At 64.8% G+C, this 21784-nt stretch carries 20 protein-coding genes and 1 pseudogene; 10 read left to right on the forward strand and 11 right to left on the reverse strand.

What is annotated here, in order from left to right; genetic code table 11:
• Positions 1–209 precede the first annotated feature (209 nt).
• Positions 210–1712, forward strand: a complete 1503-nt coding sequence (locus AQ611_RS13380; protein ID WP_069234797.1) for a polyhydroxyalkanoate depolymerase — start codon at positions 210–212, stop codon at positions 1710–1712.
• Positions 1713–1804: 92 nt separating this feature from the next.
• Here AQ611_RS13380 and AQ611_RS13385 read toward each other — a convergent pair whose 3' ends face one another.
• Entirely contained in the window at positions 1805–2437 is a 633-nt protein-coding gene (locus AQ611_RS13385) for a TetR/AcrR family transcriptional regulator (protein WP_069235299.1), read from the reverse strand.
• A gap of 235 nt (positions 2438–2672) precedes the next feature.
• On the opposite strand from AQ611_RS13385, the gene rsxB reads away from it, so the two are divergent.
• From rsxB to AQ611_RS13400, 3 genes are all read left to right on the forward strand, one after another.
• Positions 2673–3578 carry an electron transport complex subunit RsxB gene (gene rsxB, locus AQ611_RS13390; RefSeq protein WP_231935855.1) on the forward strand — a complete coding sequence of 302 codons (906 nt, stop codon included), beginning with the start codon at positions 2673–2675 and terminating at the stop codon, positions 3576–3578.
• A 4-nt stretch (positions 3579–3582) separates the two neighbouring features.
• Positions 3583–4227, forward strand: coding sequence for an endonuclease III (gene nth / locus AQ611_RS13395; RefSeq protein ID WP_069234798.1), 645 nt, complete (start codon positions 3583–3585; stop codon positions 4225–4227).
• Positions 4228–4628: 401 nt separating this feature from the next.
• Positions 4629–5063: a DUF1841 family protein gene (locus AQ611_RS13400; RefSeq protein ID WP_069234799.1), complete on the forward strand. Its 435-nt coding sequence runs from the start codon at positions 4629–4631 to the stop codon at positions 5061–5063.
• A gap of 206 nt (positions 5064–5269) precedes the next feature.
• Here AQ611_RS13400 and AQ611_RS13405 read toward each other — a convergent pair whose 3' ends face one another.
• Together AQ611_RS13405 and AQ611_RS13410 are read right to left on the reverse strand one after the other, a co-directional pair.
• Positions 5270–5638: a c-type cytochrome gene (locus tag AQ611_RS13405; RefSeq protein WP_069234800.1), complete on the reverse strand. Its 369-nt coding sequence runs from the start codon at positions 5636–5638 to the stop codon at positions 5270–5272.
• 40 nt (positions 5639–5678) lie between these two features.
• A complete protein-coding gene (locus AQ611_RS13410; RefSeq protein WP_059513010.1) occupies positions 5679–6038 on the reverse strand; it encodes a c-type cytochrome in 360 nt (119 codons plus the stop codon).
• Between the two features lie 244 nt (positions 6039–6282).
• Here AQ611_RS13410 and AQ611_RS13415 point away from each other — a divergent pair, with 244 nt between their 5' ends.
• The 5 genes from AQ611_RS13415 (at position 6283) to AQ611_RS13435 (ending at position 11527) form a co-directional block, all read left to right on the forward strand.
• The gene (locus AQ611_RS13415) at positions 6283–7125 is read left to right on the forward strand and encodes an AAA family ATPase (protein ID WP_069234801.1); all 843 of its coding nucleotides are present in this window, start codon (positions 6283–6285) and stop codon (positions 7123–7125) included.
• Positions 7126–7201: 76 nt separating this feature from the next.
• Positions 7202–8377 (forward strand): vWA domain-containing protein, encoded by a 1176-nt coding sequence (locus AQ611_RS13420; protein ID WP_059513006.1) that lies wholly within the window; start codon positions 7202–7204, stop codon positions 8375–8377.
• A gap of 156 nt (positions 8378–8533) precedes the next feature.
• The gene (locus tag AQ611_RS13425) at positions 8534–9751 is read left to right on the forward strand and encodes a benzoate/H(+) symporter BenE family transporter (protein ID WP_069234802.1); all 1218 of its coding nucleotides are present in this window, start codon (positions 8534–8536) and stop codon (positions 9749–9751) included.
• A gap of 158 nt (positions 9752–9909) precedes the next feature.
• The gene (gene tal, locus AQ611_RS13430) at positions 9910–10863 is read left to right on the forward strand and encodes a transaldolase (protein ID WP_059513002.1); all 954 of its coding nucleotides are present in this window, start codon (positions 9910–9912) and stop codon (positions 10861–10863) included.
• Positions 10864–11095: 232 nt separating this feature from the next.
• Positions 11096–11527, forward strand: coding sequence for a VOC family protein (locus AQ611_RS13435; RefSeq protein WP_059513000.1), 432 nt, complete (start codon positions 11096–11098; stop codon positions 11525–11527).
• Positions 11528–11638: 111 nt separating this feature from the next.
• On the opposite strand, the gene mctP is transcribed toward AQ611_RS13435, so the two are convergent.
• From mctP to AQ611_RS13470, 8 genes and pseudogenes are all read right to left on the reverse strand, one after another.
• Entirely contained in the window at positions 11639–13189 is a 1551-nt protein-coding gene (gene mctP, locus AQ611_RS13440; RefSeq protein WP_069234803.1) for a monocarboxylate uptake permease MctP, read from the reverse strand.
• Positions 13186–13437: a DUF3311 domain-containing protein gene (locus tag AQ611_RS13445; RefSeq protein ID WP_069234804.1), complete on the reverse strand. Its 252-nt coding sequence runs from the start codon at positions 13435–13437 to the stop codon at positions 13186–13188. Before AQ611_RS13445 ends, mctP begins: the two co-directional genes overlap by 4 nt.
• A gap of 452 nt (positions 13438–13889) precedes the next feature.
• Positions 13890–14813, reverse strand: coding sequence for a class I SAM-dependent methyltransferase (locus tag AQ611_RS13450; RefSeq protein ID WP_069234805.1), 924 nt, complete (start codon positions 14811–14813; stop codon positions 13890–13892).
• A 347-nt stretch (positions 14814–15160) separates the two neighbouring features.
• Complete coding sequence (locus tag AQ611_RS25570) at positions 15161–15619, reverse strand: hypothetical protein (protein WP_125910309.1); 459 nt, start codon at positions 15617–15619, stop codon at positions 15161–15163.
• Positions 15620–16045: 426 nt separating this feature from the next.
• Positions 16046–16522 (reverse strand): DNA-deoxyinosine glycosylase, encoded by a 477-nt coding sequence (locus tag AQ611_RS13455; protein ID WP_059512992.1) that lies wholly within the window; start codon positions 16520–16522, stop codon positions 16046–16048.
• 254 nt (positions 16523–16776) lie between these two features.
• Positions 16777–17229: pseudogene (locus tag AQ611_RS26665) on the reverse strand (chorismate--pyruvate lyase family protein); the annotation flags it as partial.
• Complete coding sequence (htpG, locus tag AQ611_RS13465) at positions 17229–19127, reverse strand: molecular chaperone HtpG (protein WP_069234807.1); 1899 nt, start codon at positions 19125–19127, stop codon at positions 17229–17231. The pseudogene AQ611_RS26665 and the gene htpG, both read right to left, overlap by 1 nt.
• A gap of 190 nt (positions 19128–19317) precedes the next feature.
• Positions 19318–20772 (reverse strand): aminotransferase-like domain-containing protein, encoded by a 1455-nt coding sequence (locus AQ611_RS13470; RefSeq protein ID WP_069234808.1) that lies wholly within the window; start codon positions 20770–20772, stop codon positions 19318–19320.
• 297 nt (positions 20773–21069) lie between these two features.
• Here AQ611_RS13470 and AQ611_RS13475 point away from each other — a divergent pair, with 297 nt between their 5' ends.
• Positions 21070–21756 carry a VOC family protein gene (locus AQ611_RS13475; RefSeq protein ID WP_069235301.1) on the forward strand — a complete coding sequence of 229 codons (687 nt, stop codon included), beginning with the start codon at positions 21070–21072 and terminating at the stop codon, positions 21754–21756.
• Positions 21757–21784 lie beyond the last annotated feature (28 nt).

Below are 21784 nucleotides of genomic sequence, written 5' to 3' on the forward strand. Positions count from 1 at the left end.
GGGCCGTGCGCCGAAGTGTCAGACAAGGTCAGACGCCGGTACAAGAGATCGAAACATGGTTATCTTGCAAACGTATGCTGCATTGCGGCACCCCTGATTGTTCGCTATGATCGGTCGCGGTTGATTCGATCCGGCGATCGAATCGGTTCGATTGCTGACAGATACGGTCCGTCGCGACGCATTCGCGCACCGTCCTCCCGGGAGCACCCATGCTCTACCAACTGCACGAATTCCAGCGGGCCATGTTGAGCCCGCTGACCGCCTGGGCCCAGGCAGCCTCCAAGTCGTTCGCGAATCCGTCGAGCCCACTGTCGCTCGTACCCGGCGCGACGCGGCTTGCCGCAGGCTATGAACTGCTGTACCGGCTCGGCAAGGACTACGAAAAACCCGAGTTCGACATTCATCAGATCGTCAAGGATGGGCACAACATTCCGATCGTCGAGCAAACGATCGTCGAAAAGCCGTTCTGCCGGCTGCTGCGCTTCAAACGCTACGCGGACGATTCGAGCGCCGTCGGTCAATTGAAGGACGAGCCTGTCGTGCTCGTGTGCGCGCCGCTGTCCGGCCATCACGCAACGCTGCTGCGCGACACCGTGCGCACGCTGCTGCAGGATCACAAGGTCTACATCACCGATTGGATCGACGCGCGGATGGTGCCCGCCGAAGTCGGGCCGTTCCACCTCGACGACTACATCGACTATATCCAGACATTCATCCGGCACATCGGCGCACGCAATCTGCACGTGATTTCCGTATGTCAGCCGACCGTGCCCGTGCTCGCGGCGATCTCGCTGATGGCAAGCCGCGGCGAGGACACGCCGCTCACGATGACGATGATGGGCGGCCCGATCGACGCGCGCCGCAGCCCGACTTCGGTGAATTCGCTCGCGACGAACCGCTCGCACGCCTGGTTCGAGAACAACGTGATCCACACCGTGCCGGCGAACTATCCGGGCGAAGGGCGCAAGGTCTACCCGGGCTTCCTGCAGCATACGGGCTTCGTCGCGATGAATCCGGAGCGCCACGCGCAATCACACTGGGACTTCTACCAAAGCCTCGTGCGCGGCGACGAGGAAGACGCCGACGCGCACCGCCGCTTCTATGACGAATACAACGCGGTGCTCGATATGGCGGCCGAATACTACCTGGACACGATCCGCATCGTGTTTCAGGAATTCCGTCTTGCCGAAGGCACGTGGGACGTGCGGGGCGAACGCGTAACGCCGGCCGACATCCGCACGACCGCGCTGATGACGATCGAAGGCGAACTCGACGACATTTCCGGCAGCGGCCAGACGCATGTCGCGCACGAACTCTGCACCGGCATTGCGCAGGCGCACCGCCGCAGCCTCACCGCCGAAAAATGCGGGCACTACGGCATTTTCTCGGGGCGCCGCTGGCGCACGATCATCTACCCGCAGTTGCGCGACTTCATCCGCGAGCACAACGTCGTGCAGCCGCAGGAGCCGGCCCCGCAAGCAGCCGAGGCGCCGACGTCCGCCCGTAGCGGCAAGGCCGCCAGCGGCAACGCGGCAGGCGCCGCTGCGGCAAAAGCCACGGCGCTCACGCTGACTGCGGCCAAGCGCGCGGCACCGAAAGCGCGCGCGGCCAAAACGCTGTCGGCCAAAAGCTCGGCCACCCAAGCGACGGCGAAACGCCCGGCGGCCAAAACCGCCGCCGCACGCCCGCCGCGCTCGCGCAAGGCTGCCTGACGCCCGGCTGCGCGGCAGCGGCACGACGCCGCTGCCGGCCCATTCCCCCGCCTCGCGCCACGCGAAAACAGCGTAATCGGCATGCACGCGACTCAACGCCTGAGCAGATACGCGAGCAGCAATTCGGTATTCGCCTTGATCATTTCGGCGCGCTCGTCGGGTGCGCTGAAATCGCGGTCGAAGATGGCCGACAGCGTGAAGCGGTTCGATACGATGTAATAGCCGAGCCCCGAAAGCATCACGTAAAAACGCAGTGGATCGATGTCCGTGCGAAAGAGCCCGGCGTTGCGGCCGCGCTCGAGCACGCTGCTCAGCGTCGCAACGAACGGCGAAATCATCTCGCGAATGCGCGTCGATCTATGCAGATAGCGCGCCTGATGCAGATTCTCGTTATTGAGAAGCCGCAGCAATTCGGGATGGTCCCGGTAATAATCCCAAACGAAATGCGCAAGCCGCGTGATCGCCTCGACAGGCGCGACCCCATCGAGATTCATCGCGCGCTCGGCCTCCACCATCGCGGAAAAAGCATGCTCGAGCACGGCGGTGAAGAGTTGTTCCTTGCTGCCGAAGTAGTAATAGAGCATGCGCTCGTTGGTCTCGGCGCGCCGCGCGATCTGATCGACCCTCGCGCCGAACAGCCCCCCGTTTGCAAATTCTTCCGCCGCCGCGAGCAAGATGCGGCGCCGGGTTCCCTCCGGATCTCTTTTGTTTTTGAGCTGATTCATGGTGGCGTTTTGCTTTGATATGCCGCGCCGGCCCCACGCGCCGACTGCATGACCGGGGCGCGCCATCGTTAAGGGACACCCTGCTATAGTCACGAAAAGGCGTTTTGATTATGGCACATGCATTGTTAAGCGCAATGCGAGAAATCAGCGATAATTATTGCTTGGCAAAAAATTCCGGCTGCCTTCGCGCGCGCGGCCATCGCGCCGCGCCCGCATGCTTCCCCACGTTGTCACTGTGACCGATTCCAAGACTCTCGCGGATCGTATCGAAGATCTGCTGCCCCAGACGCAATGCACGAAATGCGGCTACGACGGTTGCCGCCCCTATGCGGAAGCGATCGCGGCCGGCACCGCCGGCTATGACCAATGTCCGCCGGGCGGGGCCGAAGGCGTCGCTCGCCTCGCGAAGCTGCTCGGCAAACCGGTGATTCCGCTCAATCCCGCGCATGGCGTGGAGCGGCCGCGGCCCGTCGCGTGGATCGACGAACAACTTTGCATCGGGTGCACACTTTGCATGCAAGCCTGTCCGGTCGACGCAATCGTCGGTGCGCCCAAGCAGATGCACACCATCGTCGCCGAGCTTTGCACCGGCTGCGACCTGTGCGTGCCGCCATGCCCCGTCGATTGCATCGCGATGATTCCTGTCACGGGTGAGCGCACCGGCTGGGACGCATGGTCGCAATCCCAGGCCGACGACGCGCGCGCCCGTCACGACGCGCGCACCGCGCGCCTGCGGCGCGCCCGCGAAGCAGCCGAAGCGCGCGCGGCGGCGCGGCGGGCGGGCGGCAGCCCACCGGGCACGGCAGGCACCGCACCGGCCGCCGGCGCGAGCACGGCGGCGCCGGACGACCCCGAAGCGAAGAAGCGCGCAATCATCGCGGCCGCGCTCGAGCGCGCGCGGCAGAAAAAGGAAGCGCTCGCCGCCCAGGGCCTGGGGCCGAAAAATACCGAGGGCGTGAGCGCGGCCGTGCAGGCGCAGATCGACGCGGCCGAGGCGCGCCGCCGCCGCCTCGCCGAGCGGCACGACACGGCCGATCAGCCCGGCGGTACTGCCGATTCCGGCCAAGCGCGCCATCCGGACGGCTCAACCGAACCGAATCACGCGAACGACGCAAACACGCCGCCGCCCCCGAAGCGATAACCGCATGAACGCCACCAAACGACGCGCGATCTACGAAACGCTGCAAAACCTCAACCCGCATCCGACCACCGAACTCGAATACACGACGCCGTTCGAATTGCTGATCGCGGTGATGCTCTCGGCACAAGCAACCGACGTATCGGTCAACAAGGCGATGCGCAAGATGTTTCCGGTCGCGAACACACCCGAGCAGATCGTCGCGCTCGGCGAGCAAGGCGTCGCCGACTACATCAAGACGATCGGCCTTTATCGGACGAAAGCGAAGAACGTCGTCGCGACCTGCAAGATCCTGCTCGAGCGCTACGGCGGCGAAGTGCCCGCCGAGCGCGAAGCGCTCGAAAGCCTGCCTGGCGTGGGCCGCAAGACCGCGAACGTCGTGCTCAACACCGCATTCGGCCATCCGACGATCGCCGTCGACACCCATATCTTCCGCGTCGCGAACCGCACCGGGCTCGCGCCCGGCAAGGACGTGCGCGCGGTCGAGGCTGCGCTCGAAAAGCTCACGCCGAAGGAATTCCTGCACGACGCGCATCATTGGCTGATTCTGCACGGGCGCTACGTATGCAAGGCGCGGCGGCCCGAGTGCTGGCACTGCGCGATCGAGCCGCTTTGCGAGTTCAAGCCGAAGACGCCCGCGCCGATGCTGTAAAAGCGCTGCCCGCGCGCCAGTTCGGGCGGCCCGCGTCTTCTGCGCACGACCGCCGTCGATACCGGATGCCCCCCGCGCGGGTGGCGACCGAAAACGCGCCGTCGCCTTGCCCGCGAGAGCCGCCGGCGCGCCGAGCACCCCGTACCGCGCGACGCCGACCGGCAACGCCGCATACCCGGCCAACTGCACGACGCACAACCCGTCGCACGCAACAAGCATATGACGCGCGCGATTCGCGCAAGCGCATCGGCAGGCTCGGCGCTGGTCCGTCGAACCGGCCGGGCCGCGACCCGCGACAACCCGCTCTACCCGCGCCGTATCGGCAAGCCTGCCGCAAGCGGCGTAAAATATGCCCCCACGTAGCCACATCGCGGCCCACCACCCGCCCCACGCTTTAAATCATGTTCAATCCGAGCCGCGACGACGTGCGTCGCTTTTTCGTCGACACCTGGCGCAAGCAGCGTTCGGGCGAGATCCTCACGCCGCTCGAAGCAATCGCGGCCGACTGGATCGTCGAGCATCCCGAATACCATGCGGCACTCGCGGACGCCGATCATGCGCGCGCACAAAACTACACGCCCGACGAAGGCCGCACGAATCCGTTCCTGCACCTGTCGATGCATCTTGCGATCAGCGAGCAATTGTCGATCGATCAGCCGCCCGGCATCCGGGCCGCGCACGACAAGCTCGCCGCCCGCTTCGATTCCGCGCACGACGCACAGCACGCGATCATGGAATGCCTCGGCGAGACGATCTGGGAAGCGCAGCGCACGAACACGCCCCCCGATTCCGACGCGTATCTGCAGCGCATCCTGCAACGCGCGTCGCGCAGTTAAACGCGCGCCGCCCCTCCTGCCCGCGCCGCCGCCGAACCCTTGCCGCCGCCGCGGCGAGAATGGCGAAGCCGGCCCCGGCGGCAGTAAGCGCCGCCGGTCGTTCATCGCCGCACGGACAAAAAAATACCCCGCGCGAGGCGGGGCATGCTTGCGGTTCGCACGCGAAGCGTGCCGCGCGCGACGCCGGCCGGCAAACCGGCCGTGCGTTATTTCTTGAACACGAGGCTGCCGGGCAGCGACTCGATATAGGCGGCGATATCCTTCATGTCGTTGACCGACAGGCTCTGCACCTGCGCCTGCATGATCGCGTTGTTGCGGCCAAGCAGCGGGTTCGACAGCCCCATCTGATACTGGCGCATCGCCCAGACCAGATAGTCGGCGTGCTGGCCGGCAAGGCGCGGATACTCGGCGTTGATCGGATTGTCGAGCTTCGCGCCGTGACAGGCCGCGCAGTTGTGCGACTCGGCGAGCGCCTTGCCCTTCGATGCGTCGGCCGCATGCGCGGTGCCGATCGCGAAGCCAGCCGCGAACACGATCGCCGCCGCCGTCTTGAGTGCCGTCTGAGACTTCTTCATGAATGCTCCTATCCCGGTGCTGAAATCAACAAGCACGCGCTTACTTGTAGGGATTGTTCTTCGAATCGGGCTTTTGCGCGGCATAGTAGGCCGCGAGATCGGCGATGTCCTGATCCGTCAGCGATTCCGCGATTGCGTTCATCGATGCGAAATGACGATCCTTTTTCCGATAAGCCTTCAGTGCGTTCTCGAGATAAGTCTGGTTCTGGCCGCCGAGGATCGGCACCCGGTAGACCTCCGGGTAAGCGACGCGATAACCGTCGATGCCGTGGCAGCCGATGCACATCGCGACCTTGCCTGCCCCGTCCTTCGGGTTGCCGACCACCCCGGCCGCCTGCGCGTTGGCCGCGAGCACCGCGAGCGCCGCGACAACGATATGCTTGCCGACGAATTTGTTCATAGCTCTTGTAACCTAGCTTGAGGGGAAACTGGCGCGCGCATGGGCAAGCCAGCGTCGTTATACCGCCGTTTTATGCTGATAAGGCTGCCACGCAGGCCAAAAAAACCGGGGGATTGTACCGCGTCGCCGGGCCATGCGTCCACCACGCGGGCCGCGACCCCGTTTGGCACGGCCCCTGGCCGGCCCGGCGAGCGGCCGCGCTTCTGACTTATACTGCCATTTTTCTTGCCGGAAGCTCGCCGCCATGCGTTTCGAAGGTTCCTCGCAATACGTCGCGACCGACGATCTCAAACTCGCCGTCAACGCCGCCCTGACCCTGCAACGCCCGCTGCTCATCAAGGGCGAGCCCGGCACGGGCAAGACCATGCTCGCCGAGGAAGTCGCCACGGCGCTCGGCATGCCGTTGCTGCAATGGCACATCAAATCGACGACGAAAGCGCAGCAAGGGCTCTACGAATACGACGCGGTATCGCGGCTGCGCGACTCGCAGCTCGGCGACGCGCGCGTGAAGGACATCTCGAACTACATCGTCAAGGGCGTGCTTTGGCAGGCGTTCGAGGCCGACCAGCCGACGGTGCTGCTGATCGACGAGATCGACAAGGCCGACATCGAATTCCCGAACGACCTGCTGCGCGAACTCGACCGGATGGAGTTCCACGTCTACGAAACCCGCGAGACGGTGCGCGCGAGACACCGGCCGCTCGTGATCATCACGTCGAACAACGAGAAGGAGCTGCCCGACGCGTTTTTGCGACGCTGCTTCTTCCACTACATCCAGTTCCCCGACCCTTCGACGATGCAGAAGATCGTCGAGGTCCACCACCCCGGCATCAAGCAGACGCTGCTGCGCGCGGCGCTCGAAAGCTTCTTCGAGCTGCGCGGCGTGTCGGGGCTGAAGAAAAAGCCGTCGACGTCCGAGCTGCTCGATTGGCTGAAGCTGCTGCTCGCGGAAGACATTCCGCCCGACGCGCTGCGCTCGAAGGATCAGAAGCAGATCGTGCCGCCGCTCGCGGGCGCGCTGCTGAAGAATGAGCAGGATCTGAGCCTGTTCGAGCGGCTCGTCCAGATGAACCGCCACAACCGCTGAGCCCAACCCGGGCCCGCGAGGAGACGCCGACGATGAGCCGCTCGATCCATTGTTCCGCATTCGCGAGGGCCTGCTCATGCTGATCGATTTCTTTTACTCGCTGCGCGCGGCCAAGCTGCCGGTGTCCGTCAAGGAATACCTGACGCTCGTCGAGGCGCTGAAGGCGCAGGTGATCGAGCCGTCGCTCGATGCGTTCTACTATCTCGCGCGCATGACGCTCGTGAAGGACGAGCAGTATTTCGACAAGTTCGACCGCGCGTTCGGCGCGTATTTTCATGGCGTATCCGCGCTGCCCGCCGACGCGTTCGAGATTCCGCTCGATTGGCTCGAAAAGCGCCTGCAGCGCGAACTCACGCCCGAGGAAAAAGCGCAGATTCAGGCGCTCGGCGGGCTCGACAAGCTGATGGAACGCCTGAAGCAACTGCTCGACGAGCAGAAAGCGCGCCACGAAGGCGGCAACCGGTGGATCGGCACGGGCGGCACGTCGCCGTTCGGACACGGCGGCTACAATCCGGAAGGCATCCGGATCGGCGGGCCGTCGAACGGCAACCGGACCGCCGTCAAGGTGTGGGAAGCGCGCGCGTACCGCGACTACGACGATTCGGTGGAGATCGGCACGCGCAACATCAAGGTTGCGCTGCGGCGGCTGCGCCGCTTCGCGCGCGAAGGCGCGGCCGAGGAACTCGATCTGCCCGGCACGATTCGCAGCACCGCCGCGAACGCCGGCTGGCTCGACCTGCGGATGGTGCCCGAACGCCACAACAACGTGAAGGTGCTGATGCTGCTCGACGTCGGCGGCTCGATGGACGACCACATCAAGCGCACCGAGGAGCTCTTCTCCGCCGCGAAGGCCGAATTCAAGCATCTCGAGTTCTACTACTTCCACAACTGCGTGTACGACCATCTGTGGAAGAACAACCGCCGCCGCCACGCGGAGCGCACGCCGACCTGGGACGTGCTGCACAAGTTCACGCCCGACTACAAGCTGATTTTCGTCGGCGACGCGACGATGAGCCCATACGAGGTCCTGCAACCGGGCGGCTCGGTCGAGTACAACAACGCGGAAGCAGGCGCGGTGTGGCTGCGCCGGCTCGCCGACCAGTTCCCGCACCACGCGTGGCTCAATCCCGAGCCGCAGCGGCTGTGGGAATACCGGCAGTCGATCGCGATCATCCGGGACGTGCTCGGCGACCGGATGTATCCGCTCACGCTCGCGGGCCTGGAGACCGCGATGCGCGCGCTCAGCAAGTAGCCGGCGCACCGGCCCGCCGCGGTTGGCGCATGCCGCGCGCGACGGCGCCGCCGCCTCAACCGTTTCCGCGTCCGAATCACCGTCTCGCCACTGCCAACCCTGCACCATGCATTGCCCGCACTGTCACTGTCCCGCTTTCAACGCACTGCCCCGCCGATGAGCCTTCCTCCGTCCGCTCCGAATCTGCCGCCCGCGATCCCGCGGCCGAGCTTCTTCTCCGATACGTCCGCGTCCGCGCTCGTCGCCGGCTTCGTCGCGATGATGACCGGCTATACGAGTTCACTCGTCTTGATGTTCCAGGCCGGCCGCGCCGCGCATCTGACCGATGCGCAGATCTCGTCGTGGATCTGGGCGCTGTCGATCGGGATGGCGGTGACGACGATCGGCTTGTCGCTGCGCTTTCGCGCACCGGTGGTCGTCGCGTGGTCGACGCCCGGCGCGGCGCTGCTGGTCGCCTCGCTGCCGGGCGTCGCGTATCCGGAGGCGATCGGCGCGTTCGTCGTCTGTGCGCTGCTGCTCACCGCCATCGGCGCGAGCGGCCTGTTCGATACGCTGATACGCAAGATTCCGTCGGGCATCGCCGCCGCGCTGCTCGCCGGCATCCTGTTCGAAATCGGCATCGAGATCTTTCGCGCCGCGCAGTTCCAAACCGCGCTCGTGCTCGCGATGTTCTTCACGTACCTGATCATCAAGCGCGCGGCGCCGCGCTATGCGATCGTCGCGACGCTCGTCGCGGGCGTCGCGCTTGCGCTCGCGCTCGGCCTCGTCGATTTCAGCCGTTTCCATGTCGCGCTCGCGCGCCCGGTGTTCACGATGCCGTCGTTCTCGCTATCGGCAATCGTCAGCATCGGCATCCCGCTGTTCGTCGTCGCGATGGCCTCGCAGAACGTGCCGGGCATCGCGGTGCTGCGCGCGGACGGCTACGCGACGCCATCGTCGCCGCTCGTCATGACGACGGGCGTCGCGTCGCTCGCGCTTGCGCCGTTCGGCTCGCACGGCATCAATCTTGCTGCGATCACGGCCGCGATCTGCACCGGCCCCGAAGCGCACGAGGATCGCGCGAAGCGCTACACGGCGGCCGTCTGGTGCGGCGCGTTCTACCTCGTCGCCGGCATATTCGGCGCGACGATCGCGGCCCTTTTTGCCGCGCTGCCGAAGGCGCTCGTCGTATCGGTCGCGGCGCTCGCGCTGTTCGGCTCGATCGCCAGCGGCCTCGCCAACGCCATGCACGACGCCCGCCAGCGCGAAGCCGCACTCGTCACGTTCATGGTGAGCGCCTCGGGCTTCACGCTGCTGTCGATCGGCCCGGCATTCTGGGGGCTCGTCGCGGGCGTGCTGACCCAGACGATTCTGAACGCGCGCCGGCCCGCATAAAACACACGGTTCGGTACCGGCTCCCCGATTCGCGCCTAAAATAGCAAATCCCGGCAGTGCGCGCCGCAGCGCGCGCCGCCTTGCGCAACCGCCGCGCGCCCCACGGCCCGGCCCTCGTTCACCGCATCCGGCGCGCCGCGCCACGCTCAAGACTCGACATGACTACCGCACTCGACCAGCTCAAGCAGTACACGACCGTCGTCGCCGATACGGGCGACTTCCAGCAACTTGCCCAGTACCAGCCGCAGGACGCGACGACGAATCCGTCGCTGATCCTCAAGGCCGTGCAAAAAGACGCATACAGGCCGATTCTCGAGAAAACCGTCCGCGATCACGCGGGCCAGCCGACCGACTTCATCATCGATCGCCTGCTGATCGCGTTCGGCACCGAAATCCTGAAGCTGATTCCGGGGCGCGTATCGACCGAGGTCGACGCGCGCCTGTCGTTCGACGTGCAGCGCTCGATCGACAAGGGCCGCGAACTCATCAAGTTGTACGAAGCAGCCGGCATCGGCCGCGAGCGCGTGCTGATCAAGCTCGCCTCGACATGGGAAGGCATCCGCGCGGCCGAGGTGCTGCAAAAGGAAGGCATCCGCTGCAACATGACGCTGCTGTTCTCGCTCGTGCAAGCGGCGGCCTGCGCGCACGCCGGCGCGCAGCTCATCTCGCCGTTCGTCGGCCGGATCTACGATTGGTACAAGAAGCAGGCGGGCGCCGATTGGGACGAAGCAAAGAATGGCGGCGCGAACGATCCGGGCGTGCAGTCGGTGCGCCGGATCTATGCGTACTACAAACACTTCGGTTATCCGACCGAGGTAATGGGCGCGAGCTTCCGCACGACCAGCCAGATCACCGAGCTTGCCGGCAGCGATCTGCTGACGATCAGCCCCGAGTTGCTGCAAAAGCTTCAGGACAGCACCGAGACGGTCACGCGCAAGCTGTCGCCGGAAGCGGCGAAGGATGCGGCGCTCGAGCGCGTCGCGATCGACGAGCCGTCGTTCCGCTTCCAATTGAACGATGACGCGATGGCCACCGAAAAGCTTGCCGAAGGCATCCGTCTGTTCTCGGCCGACGCGGTAAAGCTCGAAAAGATGATCGAAGCGTTGCACTGACGCGCACGGCGCTCGAACGAGCGATACCGGCGGGCGCCCTATCGGCGCCCGCTTTTTTTTGGGATGCGAATCAACTGCCGCCGGCTCTGCTTTCTTTCGTTTCTTTCTGTCGATTTCCCGACATCCGTTGCGATCCGGCCGATTATTCCTGCTATCGTCATTCTGGCGCACTACAATCGTCGGCACGGGCGCATGATGCCCTGTTCCCGGTCGAAGAGATAAGGAGAAGGCAATGCAAGTGCAAACGTATCTGCATTTCGGCGGGCGCTGTGACGAAGCGCTCAAATTCTACGGCGACGCCCTCGGCGCAAAAGTGACGTTCCTGACCCGCTTCAGCGAAGCGCCGCCCAATCCCGAGCGGCCGATTCCGCCTGAGATGGCCGACAAGGTCATGCATGCGAGCTTCCAGATCGGCGAAACGACGCTGATGGGTTCGGACGGCGGATGCGAATCGGGCAACGAGCAGGCGCACGAAGGCTACTCGCTATCGATCAGCGCGGCGAGCGTCGACGAAGGCAAGAAGCTGTTCGACGCGCTCGCCCGTGGCGGCACGGTCACGATGCCGTTCGAGAAAACCTTCTGGGCACTCGGCTTCGGCATGGTACGCGACCCCTTCGGCGTGCATTGGATGATCAACGTCGAAGATCCGAACATGAAGAAGTAAGCGCAAACGCTTCGGAAGCCGAAACGTGCATGATCGACCCGAGCGCGGCGGCATGCACGACGCCCGCGGCGCGCGATGCGCCGCGGGCGTTTTCGTTGGAGACGGCCGCGCTCAACCCTCGACGACGTCGAGATAATCTTCCGGCCGCGTGCGGTCTTCCGCGTGCGCGCCACCGAGCGCGCGCACGAGCACGCTCGCGGCAACCGACACGACGAGATTCACGACGAGCGCCCACACCGCCGCATAGCCGGGAATCGCATAGCCGAACAGATGGAGCGTGAAGATCGAACCGGCGAGCTTCAGCGAAACCGCCATCCACGTGCCGCAGGCAAGCCCGGCAGCCCATCCCGCGAGCAGCCCCCGATAGTCGAGCATGCGGGTATAGAGGCCGAGCACGATGGCGGGCAGCGTCTGGATGATCCAAATCCCGCCGAGCAACTGGAGTTGAATCGCATAAGTCAGCGGCAGCCCGAGAATGAACGCGATCGCGCCAACCTTGACGATCAGCGATACGAGCTTTGCAACGTGCGTCTCCTGATCGTGCGACATGTTGCGATTGATGAACTCGCGATGAATGTTGCGCGTATACAAGTTCGCCGCCGCGATCGACATGATCGCGGCCGGCACGAGCGCGCCGATCCCGATCGCGGCGAACGCGACGCCGACGAACCATGACGGGAAGAAATGCAGGAATAGCGCGGGCACCGCGAAATTCGCGCCATACGCGTTGAAGTACGGCGCGAACTGCGGCATGTCCTTCACGCCGGAGGCGAGCGCCATGTAGCCCAGCAGCGCGAGCAAGCCGAGCACGAACGAATACGCCGGCAGCATCGCCATGTTGCGGCGGATGGTGTTACCCGACGAAGACGACAGGATCGCCGTCACCGAATGCGGATACAGGAACAGCGCGAGCGCCGAGCCGACCGCGAGCGTCGCATACGCACTGTAACCGTTCAGGCTCGATGCATCCGGCGCCTTCAGCAGCAGCTTCGCCGGCGGCACCGAGCCGAAGATTTGCGAAAAGCCGCCGAGCTTCGCCGGGATCACGACGACCGCCGCCGCGATCGTCAGGTAGATCAGAATGTCCTTGACGATCGCGATCATCGCGGGCGCGCGCAGCCCGGACGTATACGTGTACGCGGCCAGAATCGCGAACGCGATGATGAGCGGCAAATCGCCGACGAAACCCTTCGTATCGAAGCCCAGGCCGCCGATCACGACTTCGATGCCGACGAGTTGCAGCGCGATGTACGGCATCGTCGCGACGATGCCCGTCACCGCGATGGCGAGCGCGAGCGAGCGGCTGCCGTAGCGCGCGCCGACGAAATCGGCGGCCGTCACGTAGCCGTGACGCTTCGCGATACTCCAAAGCTTCGGAAACACGACAAACGCAAACGGATAGATGAGGATCGTATACGGCAGCGCGAAGAAGCCCGTTGCGCCGGCGCCGAACACCAGCGCGGGCACCGCGACGAACGTGTATGCGGTGTAGAGATCGCCGCCGAGCAGAAACCACGTGACGATCGTGCCGAAACGGCGGCCGCCGAGCCCCCATTCGTCGAGATGTGCAAGATCGCCGCGCCGCCAGTGCGCGGCGAGAAAGCCCATGATCGTCACGCCGACGAACAGCAGCACGAAGACAAACGTCGCAGTCAGATTCATTGACCGTTCCTCCGCGGGCCGCTCGTCCAGCAATGCTTCGTCTTCGTATAAACGAACGCGGTGATCACCGCGCTAATGAACACCCAAAGCAACTGATACCAGTAGAAGAATGGAAAGCCGAGCCATTGCGGCTCGACACGGTTGTACGACGGCACCCAGACCATCGCGACGAGCGGCAGGACGAGCAACCAGAGCCAGCGTTTGGCAGCGCGGTTCGCGGCCGGACTCGCGTCGGCATCGTAAGCCATGACGTCTCCTCTTCATTCGCGGTTGTCGACGTGTTCTGAACTGAAGGGTACGGCGGCGCGAAGGGGAACGCGGCGGCAAGCGTTCGGCAACAGCCGTCCCGGCGCGCGTGGACAGATCGGCCGCGGCTTCCCTGGCGTCAGTGAGTATAGAAGTCGGCCGTGCCCCGTCATACGAGGGCGAACCCGGAGCCGGCGTGCCCCGTCCGGCGCGTGCGTGACGCGGATTGAAGCGCGGCGGCCTGCTATCGGGACGATGAAGGGAAGCGTCGTCCGGATGTCGACCGCCCGATGGTCAGGACGGGTGTGGGGTGGCTCCGTCCTGGTAGGCGACACTCGACGCCTGATGCCCGACGTCGGGCGTCAGGCGTCAGGCGTCAGGCGTCGGGCGTCGGGCGTCGGGCGTCGAGCGTCGAGCGTCGAGCGTCGAGCGTCGAGCGTCGAGCGTCGAGCAATCAGATTTCGAAGAACTCGGCGCGTTCGCCGACCGATGCTTTCAATGCTTTCACCCACGTGCGGGCGGGCATCCGCAGTTCGGTCTCGATCAGCTTCGCGCGCGCCGACAATTGCGCGAACGACACCCGCAGCGGCGGCCCGGAAAACGCAAGAGCGATCCGGTTGCCGTCATGCACTTCGGGCAGCGCGATCACACGTGCATCGAACGCGGCGTTCAGATGCTTGATATTGCGCACGAAGCTCGGGTGATCGCCGAACAGGTTGATCGTCGCGATCCCCGCATCGGCAAGACAGGCGCGCACCGCGCGATAAAACGCGACGCTGTCGAGCACCGGGCCGCGCGCGGTGGCGTCGTACAAATCGATCTGCAACGCACCGATCGTCCCGCGATTCTTAGGATCGTTGACGAAATCCCATGCATCCGCTTCGTGAACCGTGAGGCGCGCGTCGTCGGGCGGAAGCTCGAACATCGAGCGCGCGGCGACGATCACCGCCGGATTCAATTCGACCGCGTCGACGCACGCGTCCGGCAGGAAACGGTGTGCAAACTTCGTCAGCGCGCCGGTGCCGAGGCCGAGTTGCACAATCCGCTCGGGCGTCTGGAGGAACAGCAGCCATGCCATCATCTGCTGCGCGTATTCCAGCTCGATGTGATATGGCTTGGACAGTCGCATCGCGCCCTGCACCCATTCGGTGCCGAAGTGCAGATAACGCACGCCCCGCTCTTCGGAAAACGTCACGGGCGCAAAGCGCGGCTTGCGCGGCGCATCGAGAACGGGAACGTCGCGCGCATCGCCGTCGGGTTCGGCGCGATTGCGCACGGCCCGAGGCTGGCGGAATTTTTCAGTGCCGTCATACGACGACGGCCGGTTGCGCTTAAACGCGCGCGCCTCGGCAGATGCGCGCTTGATCAATCGGGTCATGGAGAAATATCGCGCTCGACGCGCGATGTCTAATCAAACGACGGGACCGAGAGCATAGCATTCGCCGGCACCCGCACTGCGAGGTTTGGTCGATGCGCTGGCTTGCCGGATCGTTGCGGCATCGTTTGCGCGACGATCGGGATGACAGCGCCGGTGGCGATGGCCGCTGTCGCCCGTCCCGCTGTCGGCTAACGAAGGAGATAAGGTGGAAAGCTGTTCGCCCGCATGCGCACATGCCGGACATCGGACGATATCGATACGATGAAATTCCGATGGCGGCTGAGATCCGACCAAGATCTCAGCCGCCATGAACCGCGTCGACGCGTGAACGGCAAACGCCCCAACCGTCAAAGCGACGCGTATGAGACGACCCAAGGCGCAATGCTTTCTGTCTTGATGAGAAGCGGCGATGGGTTAATCGGCGATGGGCTAGTGTTAACCGTATCAGCGCCGATCGACACATCATCGACTCCATTCAGCCGAATGGGGCGGTTTGCGTCGATGGCGATCCCCCCAATGCGGAAAACAACCGCGCTCGATTCGGACAAGCCAAGCGGTGCGCTGCCTATTGTTTGCAACAGACCGACATCGGCGAACAGGTTGAACGATCGACCGCTGACACTGTCGAGAAAACGTATGATCGAAATAAAACCTGGCCCTATATCATTGGCACTGGCAGGAAAGTTGTCGATCCACCATATCGATGCCTGAGCACTGAAAATGGGCAAAAAACCACTTACACCATCGTTTTGAACCGAAAGAAAAAGTTGCTCACTCGGACTATAAATATTGACTGCCGTCGACATATAATTCCCCTGAATTACATCGCGCAATAATAATCACACGCTCGATTTCAGATAAGCCATAAATCCCTGAATTATGGCCGCAAACAATCCACCTCTTGAAAATGAAAATCAGACACAGCCGATTTTTAAAATACATCAAAATCGGCGATAACAAAGATATCTATTTAAATTAATCGAATCGACATTCACCAATTTCGACCATAGTGCAGCGCAGTGAAATGACGAACACCGCCACCGAGCGGCACGCATTCGCGAATCACGTTGTTCCGGGAGATAGATTTTCGTGAATATTTCAGCACCACTCCGCTAATGCCGATTTATTTATATCGAATGCTGTTCGAGCCACGCCTATTTGCGCGCCAGCCGCACTGTTGCCGCTCCCCGCGCAAGCGCATCGCGCAGCGGGCAACGCGCCGGAACAACCGCTCAGCCGGCGATTCCCCGCCAAACCGCCAGTTTCTGCTCGAACGACAACATCGCATTCGCCGGGCTTGACGACGGCAGAACGAGCGTGTCGTAGCCGGCCGCGGCGATCACCGGTTCGAAGCGCCCGGCCGTCTTGCCGTTGAAGCAGACCTTCGCGAGCTTGGGCGCCACTTCGCGCAGCGCGTCGAAATCGTTCGGCTGCGCATTGCGGATCGCCGCGTCGAGACTGCCCTCGCGATGGCATGCGGCAAGCACGTCCCAGATGCCGAAACCGTGCGCCAGCACGCGCGCGAGGCGCGCTTCATACGGTAAATCGTGCAGCCCCGGCTCGCCGAGCACCGCGCCGAGCAAACGCCAGAACTGATTGCGCGGATGCGCGTAATACTGCGTGGCGGCAAGCGACGCCTCGCCGGGAAAGCTGCCGAGAATCAGCGTATGCGTATCGGCAGACACGACTGGAGGAAAGCCGCGCAGCATCAATTCACCTTCGCGCCGCGCGCACGCCGCTCGCCGTGCGCGTCCAGATGCCGCCACAACGCGGGCAGCAGGCACTCCGTCACCATCAGCGGCGCGCCATGCCGCTCGAATACCGAGCGGCGCGCGGCGAACGCGTGCGGCACGGCGGCGATCTCGGCGGCCGCCCGTGCCGCGGCATCCACGGCGAAAATTGTCGCCGTCGCCGTCGCGGCCTCGGCGCCGATTTCCGAGGCCGTTCCCGTCGCGCCTTCGCCGGCGCCCGCGAGCGCGCGCACCGACAGTGCGAACAGCGGATGCCGGGCGATCACGCGCCGGCTCACGAGCGGCGAGCGCGTCACGTCGGAATCGCTGTACAGCAACTCAGCGAGCGGCCGCGTGCGCAACCGGCGGATCGCCTGCCAAACGCCTTTGCTCGCGGCAAGCGGCGCGATGCTGTGCGCGGCGACGAACGGCACGCCATCGACCGCGAGCACGACCTCGCGCACCCAAACGGGCGCGCGCGCCGCGCACGCGAGCGCGGCATGCTCGTCGGCCCACGGCGTCGAGACAGCCTCGCGCGTCACGCGCACCGTCACGTCGCCGAGCCGCGCGAGATGGGCGGTCAGCGACCCGCCGCGCGTGAGCCAATCCTTCTGAGCGGCCGACGCGCCGGCGCGCGGCGTCTCGCGCCAGTGCGCGTCGGCCGCATCGAACCGCACTCGCGCCATCAGAGCGCGCGCGACAACAGCAGTGCGTTGGTCCGCTTGACGAAGCTCGCCGGGTCCTCGAGCGCGCCGCCCTCGGCAAGCATCGCCTGCTCGAACAGCAGGTGGCACCAGTCGCCGAAATCGGCCGCATCGGTCTTCAGCGCCTTGACGAGCGGATGCTCGGGATTCACTTCGAGGATCGGCTGGAAGGTCGGCGCTTTCTGGCCGGCGGCCTTCAGCATCCGTTGCAGATAGCCGCTCATGTCGTTGTCGTCGGCGACGAGGCACGACGGCGAATCGGTCAGGCGAAACGTGACGCGCACGTCCTTGACCTTGTCGCCAAGCGTTTCCTTGATCTTGTCGACGACGGGCTTGAACGCCTCGCCGGTCTGCTCCTGGGCCTTCTTCTCTTCGTCGTTCAGCGCGCCGAGATCGAGATCGCCGCGCGCCACGCTCGCGAGCGGCTTGCCGTCGAACTCGTGCAGGAACGACAGCATCCACTCGTCGACACGGTCGGTCAGCAGCAGCACCTCGACGCCCTTCTTGCGGAACACTTCGAGATGCGGGCTGTTCTTCGCGGCCTGCCACGTATCGGCCGTCACGTAATAAATCTTGGTCTGCTCGGGCTTCATGCGCGCGACGTAATCGGCGAGCGACACGTTTTGCTCGTCGGTGTCGCCGTGCGTCGACGTGAAACGCAGCAGCTTCGCGACCCGCTCGCGGTTCGCGTGATCTTCGCCCACGCCCTCCTTGAGCACCTGGCCGAACTCGCGCCAGAACGTGCGGTACTTTTCCCGACCGGCGTCGTCCTGCGCATTCGCGAGTTCCTCGAGCATCGACAGCGCACGCTTGGTCACGCCTTCGCGGATCGCCTTCACGTCGCGGCTTTCCTGCAGGATTTCGCGCGACACGTTGAGCGGCAGATCGGACGAATCGACAACGCCTTTCACGAAACGCAGATATTGCGGCAACAATTGCTCGGCGTCGTCCATGATGAACACGCGCTTCACGTACAGCTTCAGGCCGCCGCGATAATCGCGGTTCCACAGATCGAACGGCGCATGCGACGGCACGTACAGCAGTTGCGTGTACTCGCTGCGGCCCTCGACGCGGTTGTGCGTCCACGCGAGCGGGTCCTGATGGTCGTGCGCGAGGTGTTGGTAAAACTGCTGATACTGCTCGTCGGTGATGTCGCTTTTCGCGCGGGTCCACAGCGCGCTGGCTTGATTGACGGTCTCGTCTTCGTCCTTCTGGACCATCTCGCCCTTTTCCTGATCCCACTCTTCCTTCTTCATCAGGATCGGCAGCGCGACGTGATCCGAGTATTTCTGCACGATCGACTTCAGCCGGTAGGCCGACAGCAGCTCGTCCTCGCCGTCGCGCAAATGCAGCGTGATCGTCGTGCCGCGCGCGGCGCGCTCGATCGTGTCGATCGAGAAGTCGCCCTCGCCCGCGCTTTCCCAGCGCACGCCGTCCGCCGCGGGCAGCCCCGCGCGGCGGGTCTCGACGGTGATCTTGTCCGCGACGATGAAGCCGGAGTAGAAGCCCACGCCGAACTGGCCGATCAGCGCGGCATCCTTCTGCTGGTCGCCGGAGAGCTTCGAGAAGAATTCCTTCGTACCCGAGCGCGCAATCGTGCCGAGGTTCGCGATCGCCTCGTCGCGGCTCATGCCGATGCCGTTGTCGTCGATCGTGATCGTCCGCGCGGCTTTGTCGAATGCGATGCGGATACGCAGGTTCGGATCGTTCTCGTACAACGCGTTGTTTTCCAGAGCCTCGAAACGGAGCTTGTCAGCGGCGTCGGACGCGTTCGACACGAGTTCGCGCAGGAAAATTTCCTTGTTGCTGTAAAGCGAGTGGATCATCAGGTGGAGGAGTTGCTTGACCTCCGCCTGAAAGCTCATGGTTTGCTGAGTCATCTTGGTTTACCTGTTGATTGCGTCAGGATGGACACGGTCTACATGGGCACGGCCGGTCAGGCTTGGCCGCCCTCGACGCGACGTTTTCGATTTACGACCCCATCGGGGCCGGCGCGCGGCGGCCCGCGTCGCTCGACCGCGAGCGCAGATAAGGGCGTTCGCGCGAATTTCAAGAGGCGCGCACGCAGTCTCACGGCATGCGGCGCCCCACGTTGTCCAGATAACGCGACAGGAACGCGGGCAGCGCCGGATCGCCGCAATTGGCCACATTGAAGCGCGTCCATGTCGACGGCGACTGCTTCGGCGAAAAAAGGCTGCCCGGCGTCAGCAGGAAGCCCGCCTCGTGCGCGGCCGCCGCGAGCGCGTCGGAATCGACGCCCGTGTCGGCCCACAGGAACATGCCGGCCGCCGGCGTCGCGAACAGCCGCATGCCGGCGCGCTCGATCATTCGGGCGGTCTTGTCGCGCACGCCGTCGAGTCGCGCGCGCAGCCGTTCGACGTGGCGGCGGTAATGCCCTTCGGTGAGCACCTTGTACAGCACGCGCTCGTTCAGCTCGGGCGTGGTCAGCCCGGCCAGCATCTTCTGATCGGTCAGCACCGTCGCACGCTCCGGCGCGCACGCGATATAGCCGACCCGCAGATTCGGCGCGAGCGTCTTCGAGTAGCTGCCCAGGAAAATCACGCGCTTCAGCTGATCGAGGCTCGCCAGGCGCGTGGCCGGATAGTTCGGCGCGCATAGATCGCCATAAACGTCGTCCTCGACGACGAGAAAATCATAGGTTTCCGCGAGCTTGAGGATCCGGAACGCCTGCGCGGCCGACAGCGACGTGCCCGTCGGGTTCTGCAGCACGGAATTGATCACGAGCATTTTCGGGCGCCAAAGCTGCACGAGGTGCTCGAGCGCGTCGAGATCGGGGCCGTCGGGGGTATACGGCATCCCGACGAGCTGCGCGCCCTGCGACGCGAAACGGCCGAACATTTGGAACCACGCCGGATCGCCGACGATCACCGCATCGCCGGCGCCGACATACTGACGCGCGATCAGATCGATCGCCTGCGTAATGCCGGACACGAGCACGATCTGCTCGGGCGTCGCGCCGATCTCGATTTCGGCAAGCCGCGTCTGCAATTGCTGGCGCAGCGGCAAAAAACCCTGCGCGGAGCCGAAGCCGAGCATCTGCGCGCCGGCCTGCCGGCCGAGCGCGCGCAACGCGCCCCCGATCAGCTCGCCGTCGAGCCAGCGGCTGGGCAGATAGCCCAGCCCCGGCCCCTTTTCCGGGCTGACCGTATGCAGCATGTTGCGCAGCAGCCAGACGACATCGATCGTGTTATGCGCGGGCGGCGCATCCGCGCCACCCGTCAGCGCGACGGCAGGCGGCCCGGCCGCGCGCTCGCGCACGTAAAAGCCCGACCCACGGCGCGAATCGAGATAGCCCTGCGCGACGAGCCGCTCGTAAGCCTCGACGACCGTGAAGCGCGATACGCTCTTGTCGAGCGCGAGCTTGCGGATCGACGGCATGCGCATGCCGGGCCGGAACACGCGCTCATCGATCCGGCGGCGCGCCCATTGAACGAGCTGGTCGACGAGCGTGAGCGTCGCGGTATCGTGCGGCGCCGGGATCTGCTCAAGCGGGACGGTGGACATCGCGGATCTCCAACCTCGAACTGTACAGAAAATTATTGCATCGATTGTACCGTTACTGTGCCGGTCAGCACGATTACAGTGTGTCGGGTCGATGGTATGCGCGGCCGGCGGCACGCTCGCCCCAAAGACACCCGGAAGACGCGAGCCAAGCACGGCACGGCGAATCGGCAAGATCGCGGCGCCGCGCGCAACGCGCCTGGCGCACGCGCCATCCGCCAAACCGCATGCCTAGGCCGCGCGCATGTTCCAACCGGCATCCGCCAAACCGATTCCGTTTTTCCGATTTCGTTTCAATTCATGGCTGCTCATCCCCTGACACTCGATCATCTCGTCGTCGCGGCGCGCACACTCGACGAAGGCACCCGATATGTCGCCGACACGCTCGGCATCGAGCCCGCCGGCGGCGGCGCGCATGCGTCGATGCGCACGCACAACCGTCTGTTCGGCTTGTGGGGCGGCGCGTATCTGGAGGTGATCGCGCCCGATCCCGACGCGCCGCCGCCCGCTGCCGGCGAACAGCCGCGGCCCCGGCTCTTCGGTCTCGACGATCCGGCCACCCGCGCGCGGCGCGAGCATGGCCCGTATCTCGCGCACTGGGTGGTGCGCGTCGAGCGGCCATGCGAGCTGGGCCGGTGGCAGCGGCAATATCCTGCGCGCATCGCGCGCGTCGTGCCGATGTCGCGCGGCGATTTCCACTGGCAGCTGACGGTTCCCGACGACGGCGCGCTGCCCGCGTGGCAACACGCGGGCGACGGCGTGCTGCCGTCGCTGATCCAATGGCAAGACGCGCGCCATCCGTCCGATACGCTGCCGCACGGCGGCGTCGCGTTGAGGAAGCTCAACGGCGCGCACCCTCGCGCGCACGTGCTGCGCGAGCAGCTCGCGTGGCTGCGCGCCGAGCATCTGATCGATATCGACGCGGGCGACACGCCCGCGCTCGTTGCCGAATTCGAAACCCCGGCAGGCATGCGCACGCTGCGCTGACGCGCACCGCCCCGCAACCCGCCCTCCA

Source organism: Burkholderia singularis (assembly GCF_001718875.1).
Taxonomy (GTDB): Bacteria; Pseudomonadota; Gammaproteobacteria; order Burkholderiales; family Burkholderiaceae; genus Burkholderia; species Burkholderia singularis.

What these genes read in the sequence shown, in the direction of transcription:
- AQ611_RS13380 (WP_069234797.1), top strand. Translation starts at nt 210, where the DNA reads ATGCTCTACCAACTGCACGAATTCCAGCGGGCCATGTTGAGCCCGCTG.
- AQ611_RS13385 (WP_069235299.1), bottom strand. Translation starts at nt 2,437, where the DNA reads ATGAATCAGCTCAAAAACAAAAGAGATCCGGAGGGAACCCGGCGCCGC.
- nth (WP_069234798.1), top strand. Translation starts at nt 3,583, where the DNA reads ATGAACGCCACCAAACGACGCGCGATCTACGAAACGCTGCAAAACCTC.
- AQ611_RS13400 (WP_069234799.1), top strand. Translation starts at nt 4,629, where the DNA reads ATGTTCAATCCGAGCCGCGACGACGTGCGTCGCTTTTTCGTCGACACC.
- AQ611_RS13405 (WP_069234800.1), bottom strand. Translation starts at nt 5,638, where the DNA reads ATGAAGAAGTCTCAGACGGCACTCAAGACGGCGGCGGCGATCGTGTTC.
- AQ611_RS13410 (WP_059513010.1), bottom strand. Translation starts at nt 6,038, where the DNA reads ATGAACAAATTCGTCGGCAAGCATATCGTTGTCGCGGCGCTCGCGGTG.
- AQ611_RS13415 (WP_069234801.1), top strand. Translation starts at nt 6,283, where the DNA reads ATGCGTTTCGAAGGTTCCTCGCAATACGTCGCGACCGACGATCTCAAA.
- AQ611_RS13420 (WP_059513006.1), top strand. Translation starts at nt 7,202, where the DNA reads ATGCTGATCGATTTCTTTTACTCGCTGCGCGCGGCCAAGCTGCCGGTG.
- AQ611_RS13425 (WP_069234802.1), top strand. Translation starts at nt 8,534, where the DNA reads ATGAGCCTTCCTCCGTCCGCTCCGAATCTGCCGCCCGCGATCCCGCGG.
- tal (WP_059513002.1), top strand. Translation starts at nt 9,910, where the DNA reads ATGACTACCGCACTCGACCAGCTCAAGCAGTACACGACCGTCGTCGCC.
- AQ611_RS13435 (WP_059513000.1), top strand. Translation starts at nt 11,096, where the DNA reads ATGCAAGTGCAAACGTATCTGCATTTCGGCGGGCGCTGTGACGAAGCG.
- mctP (WP_069234803.1), bottom strand. Translation starts at nt 13,189, where the DNA reads ATGAATCTGACTGCGACGTTTGTCTTCGTGCTGCTGTTCGTCGGCGTG.
- AQ611_RS13445 (WP_069234804.1), bottom strand. Translation starts at nt 13,437, where the DNA reads ATGGCTTACGATGCCGACGCGAGTCCGGCCGCGAACCGCGCTGCCAAA.
- AQ611_RS13450 (WP_069234805.1), bottom strand. Translation starts at nt 14,813, where the DNA reads ATGACCCGATTGATCAAGCGCGCATCTGCCGAGGCGCGCGCGTTTAAG.
- AQ611_RS25570 (WP_125910309.1), bottom strand. Translation starts at nt 15,619, where the DNA reads ATGTCGACGGCAGTCAATATTTATAGTCCGAGTGAGCAACTTTTTCTT.
- AQ611_RS13455 (WP_059512992.1), bottom strand. Translation starts at nt 16,522, where the DNA reads ATGCTGCGCGGCTTTCCTCCAGTCGTGTCTGCCGATACGCATACGCTG.
- htpG (WP_069234807.1), bottom strand. Translation starts at nt 19,127, where the DNA reads ATGACTCAGCAAACCATGAGCTTTCAGGCGGAGGTCAAGCAACTCCTC.
- AQ611_RS13470 (WP_069234808.1), bottom strand. Translation starts at nt 20,772, where the DNA reads ATGTCCACCGTCCCGCTTGAGCAGATCCCGGCGCCGCACGATACCGCG.
- AQ611_RS13475 (WP_069235301.1), top strand. Translation starts at nt 21,070, where the DNA reads ATGGCTGCTCATCCCCTGACACTCGATCATCTCGTCGTCGCGGCGCGC.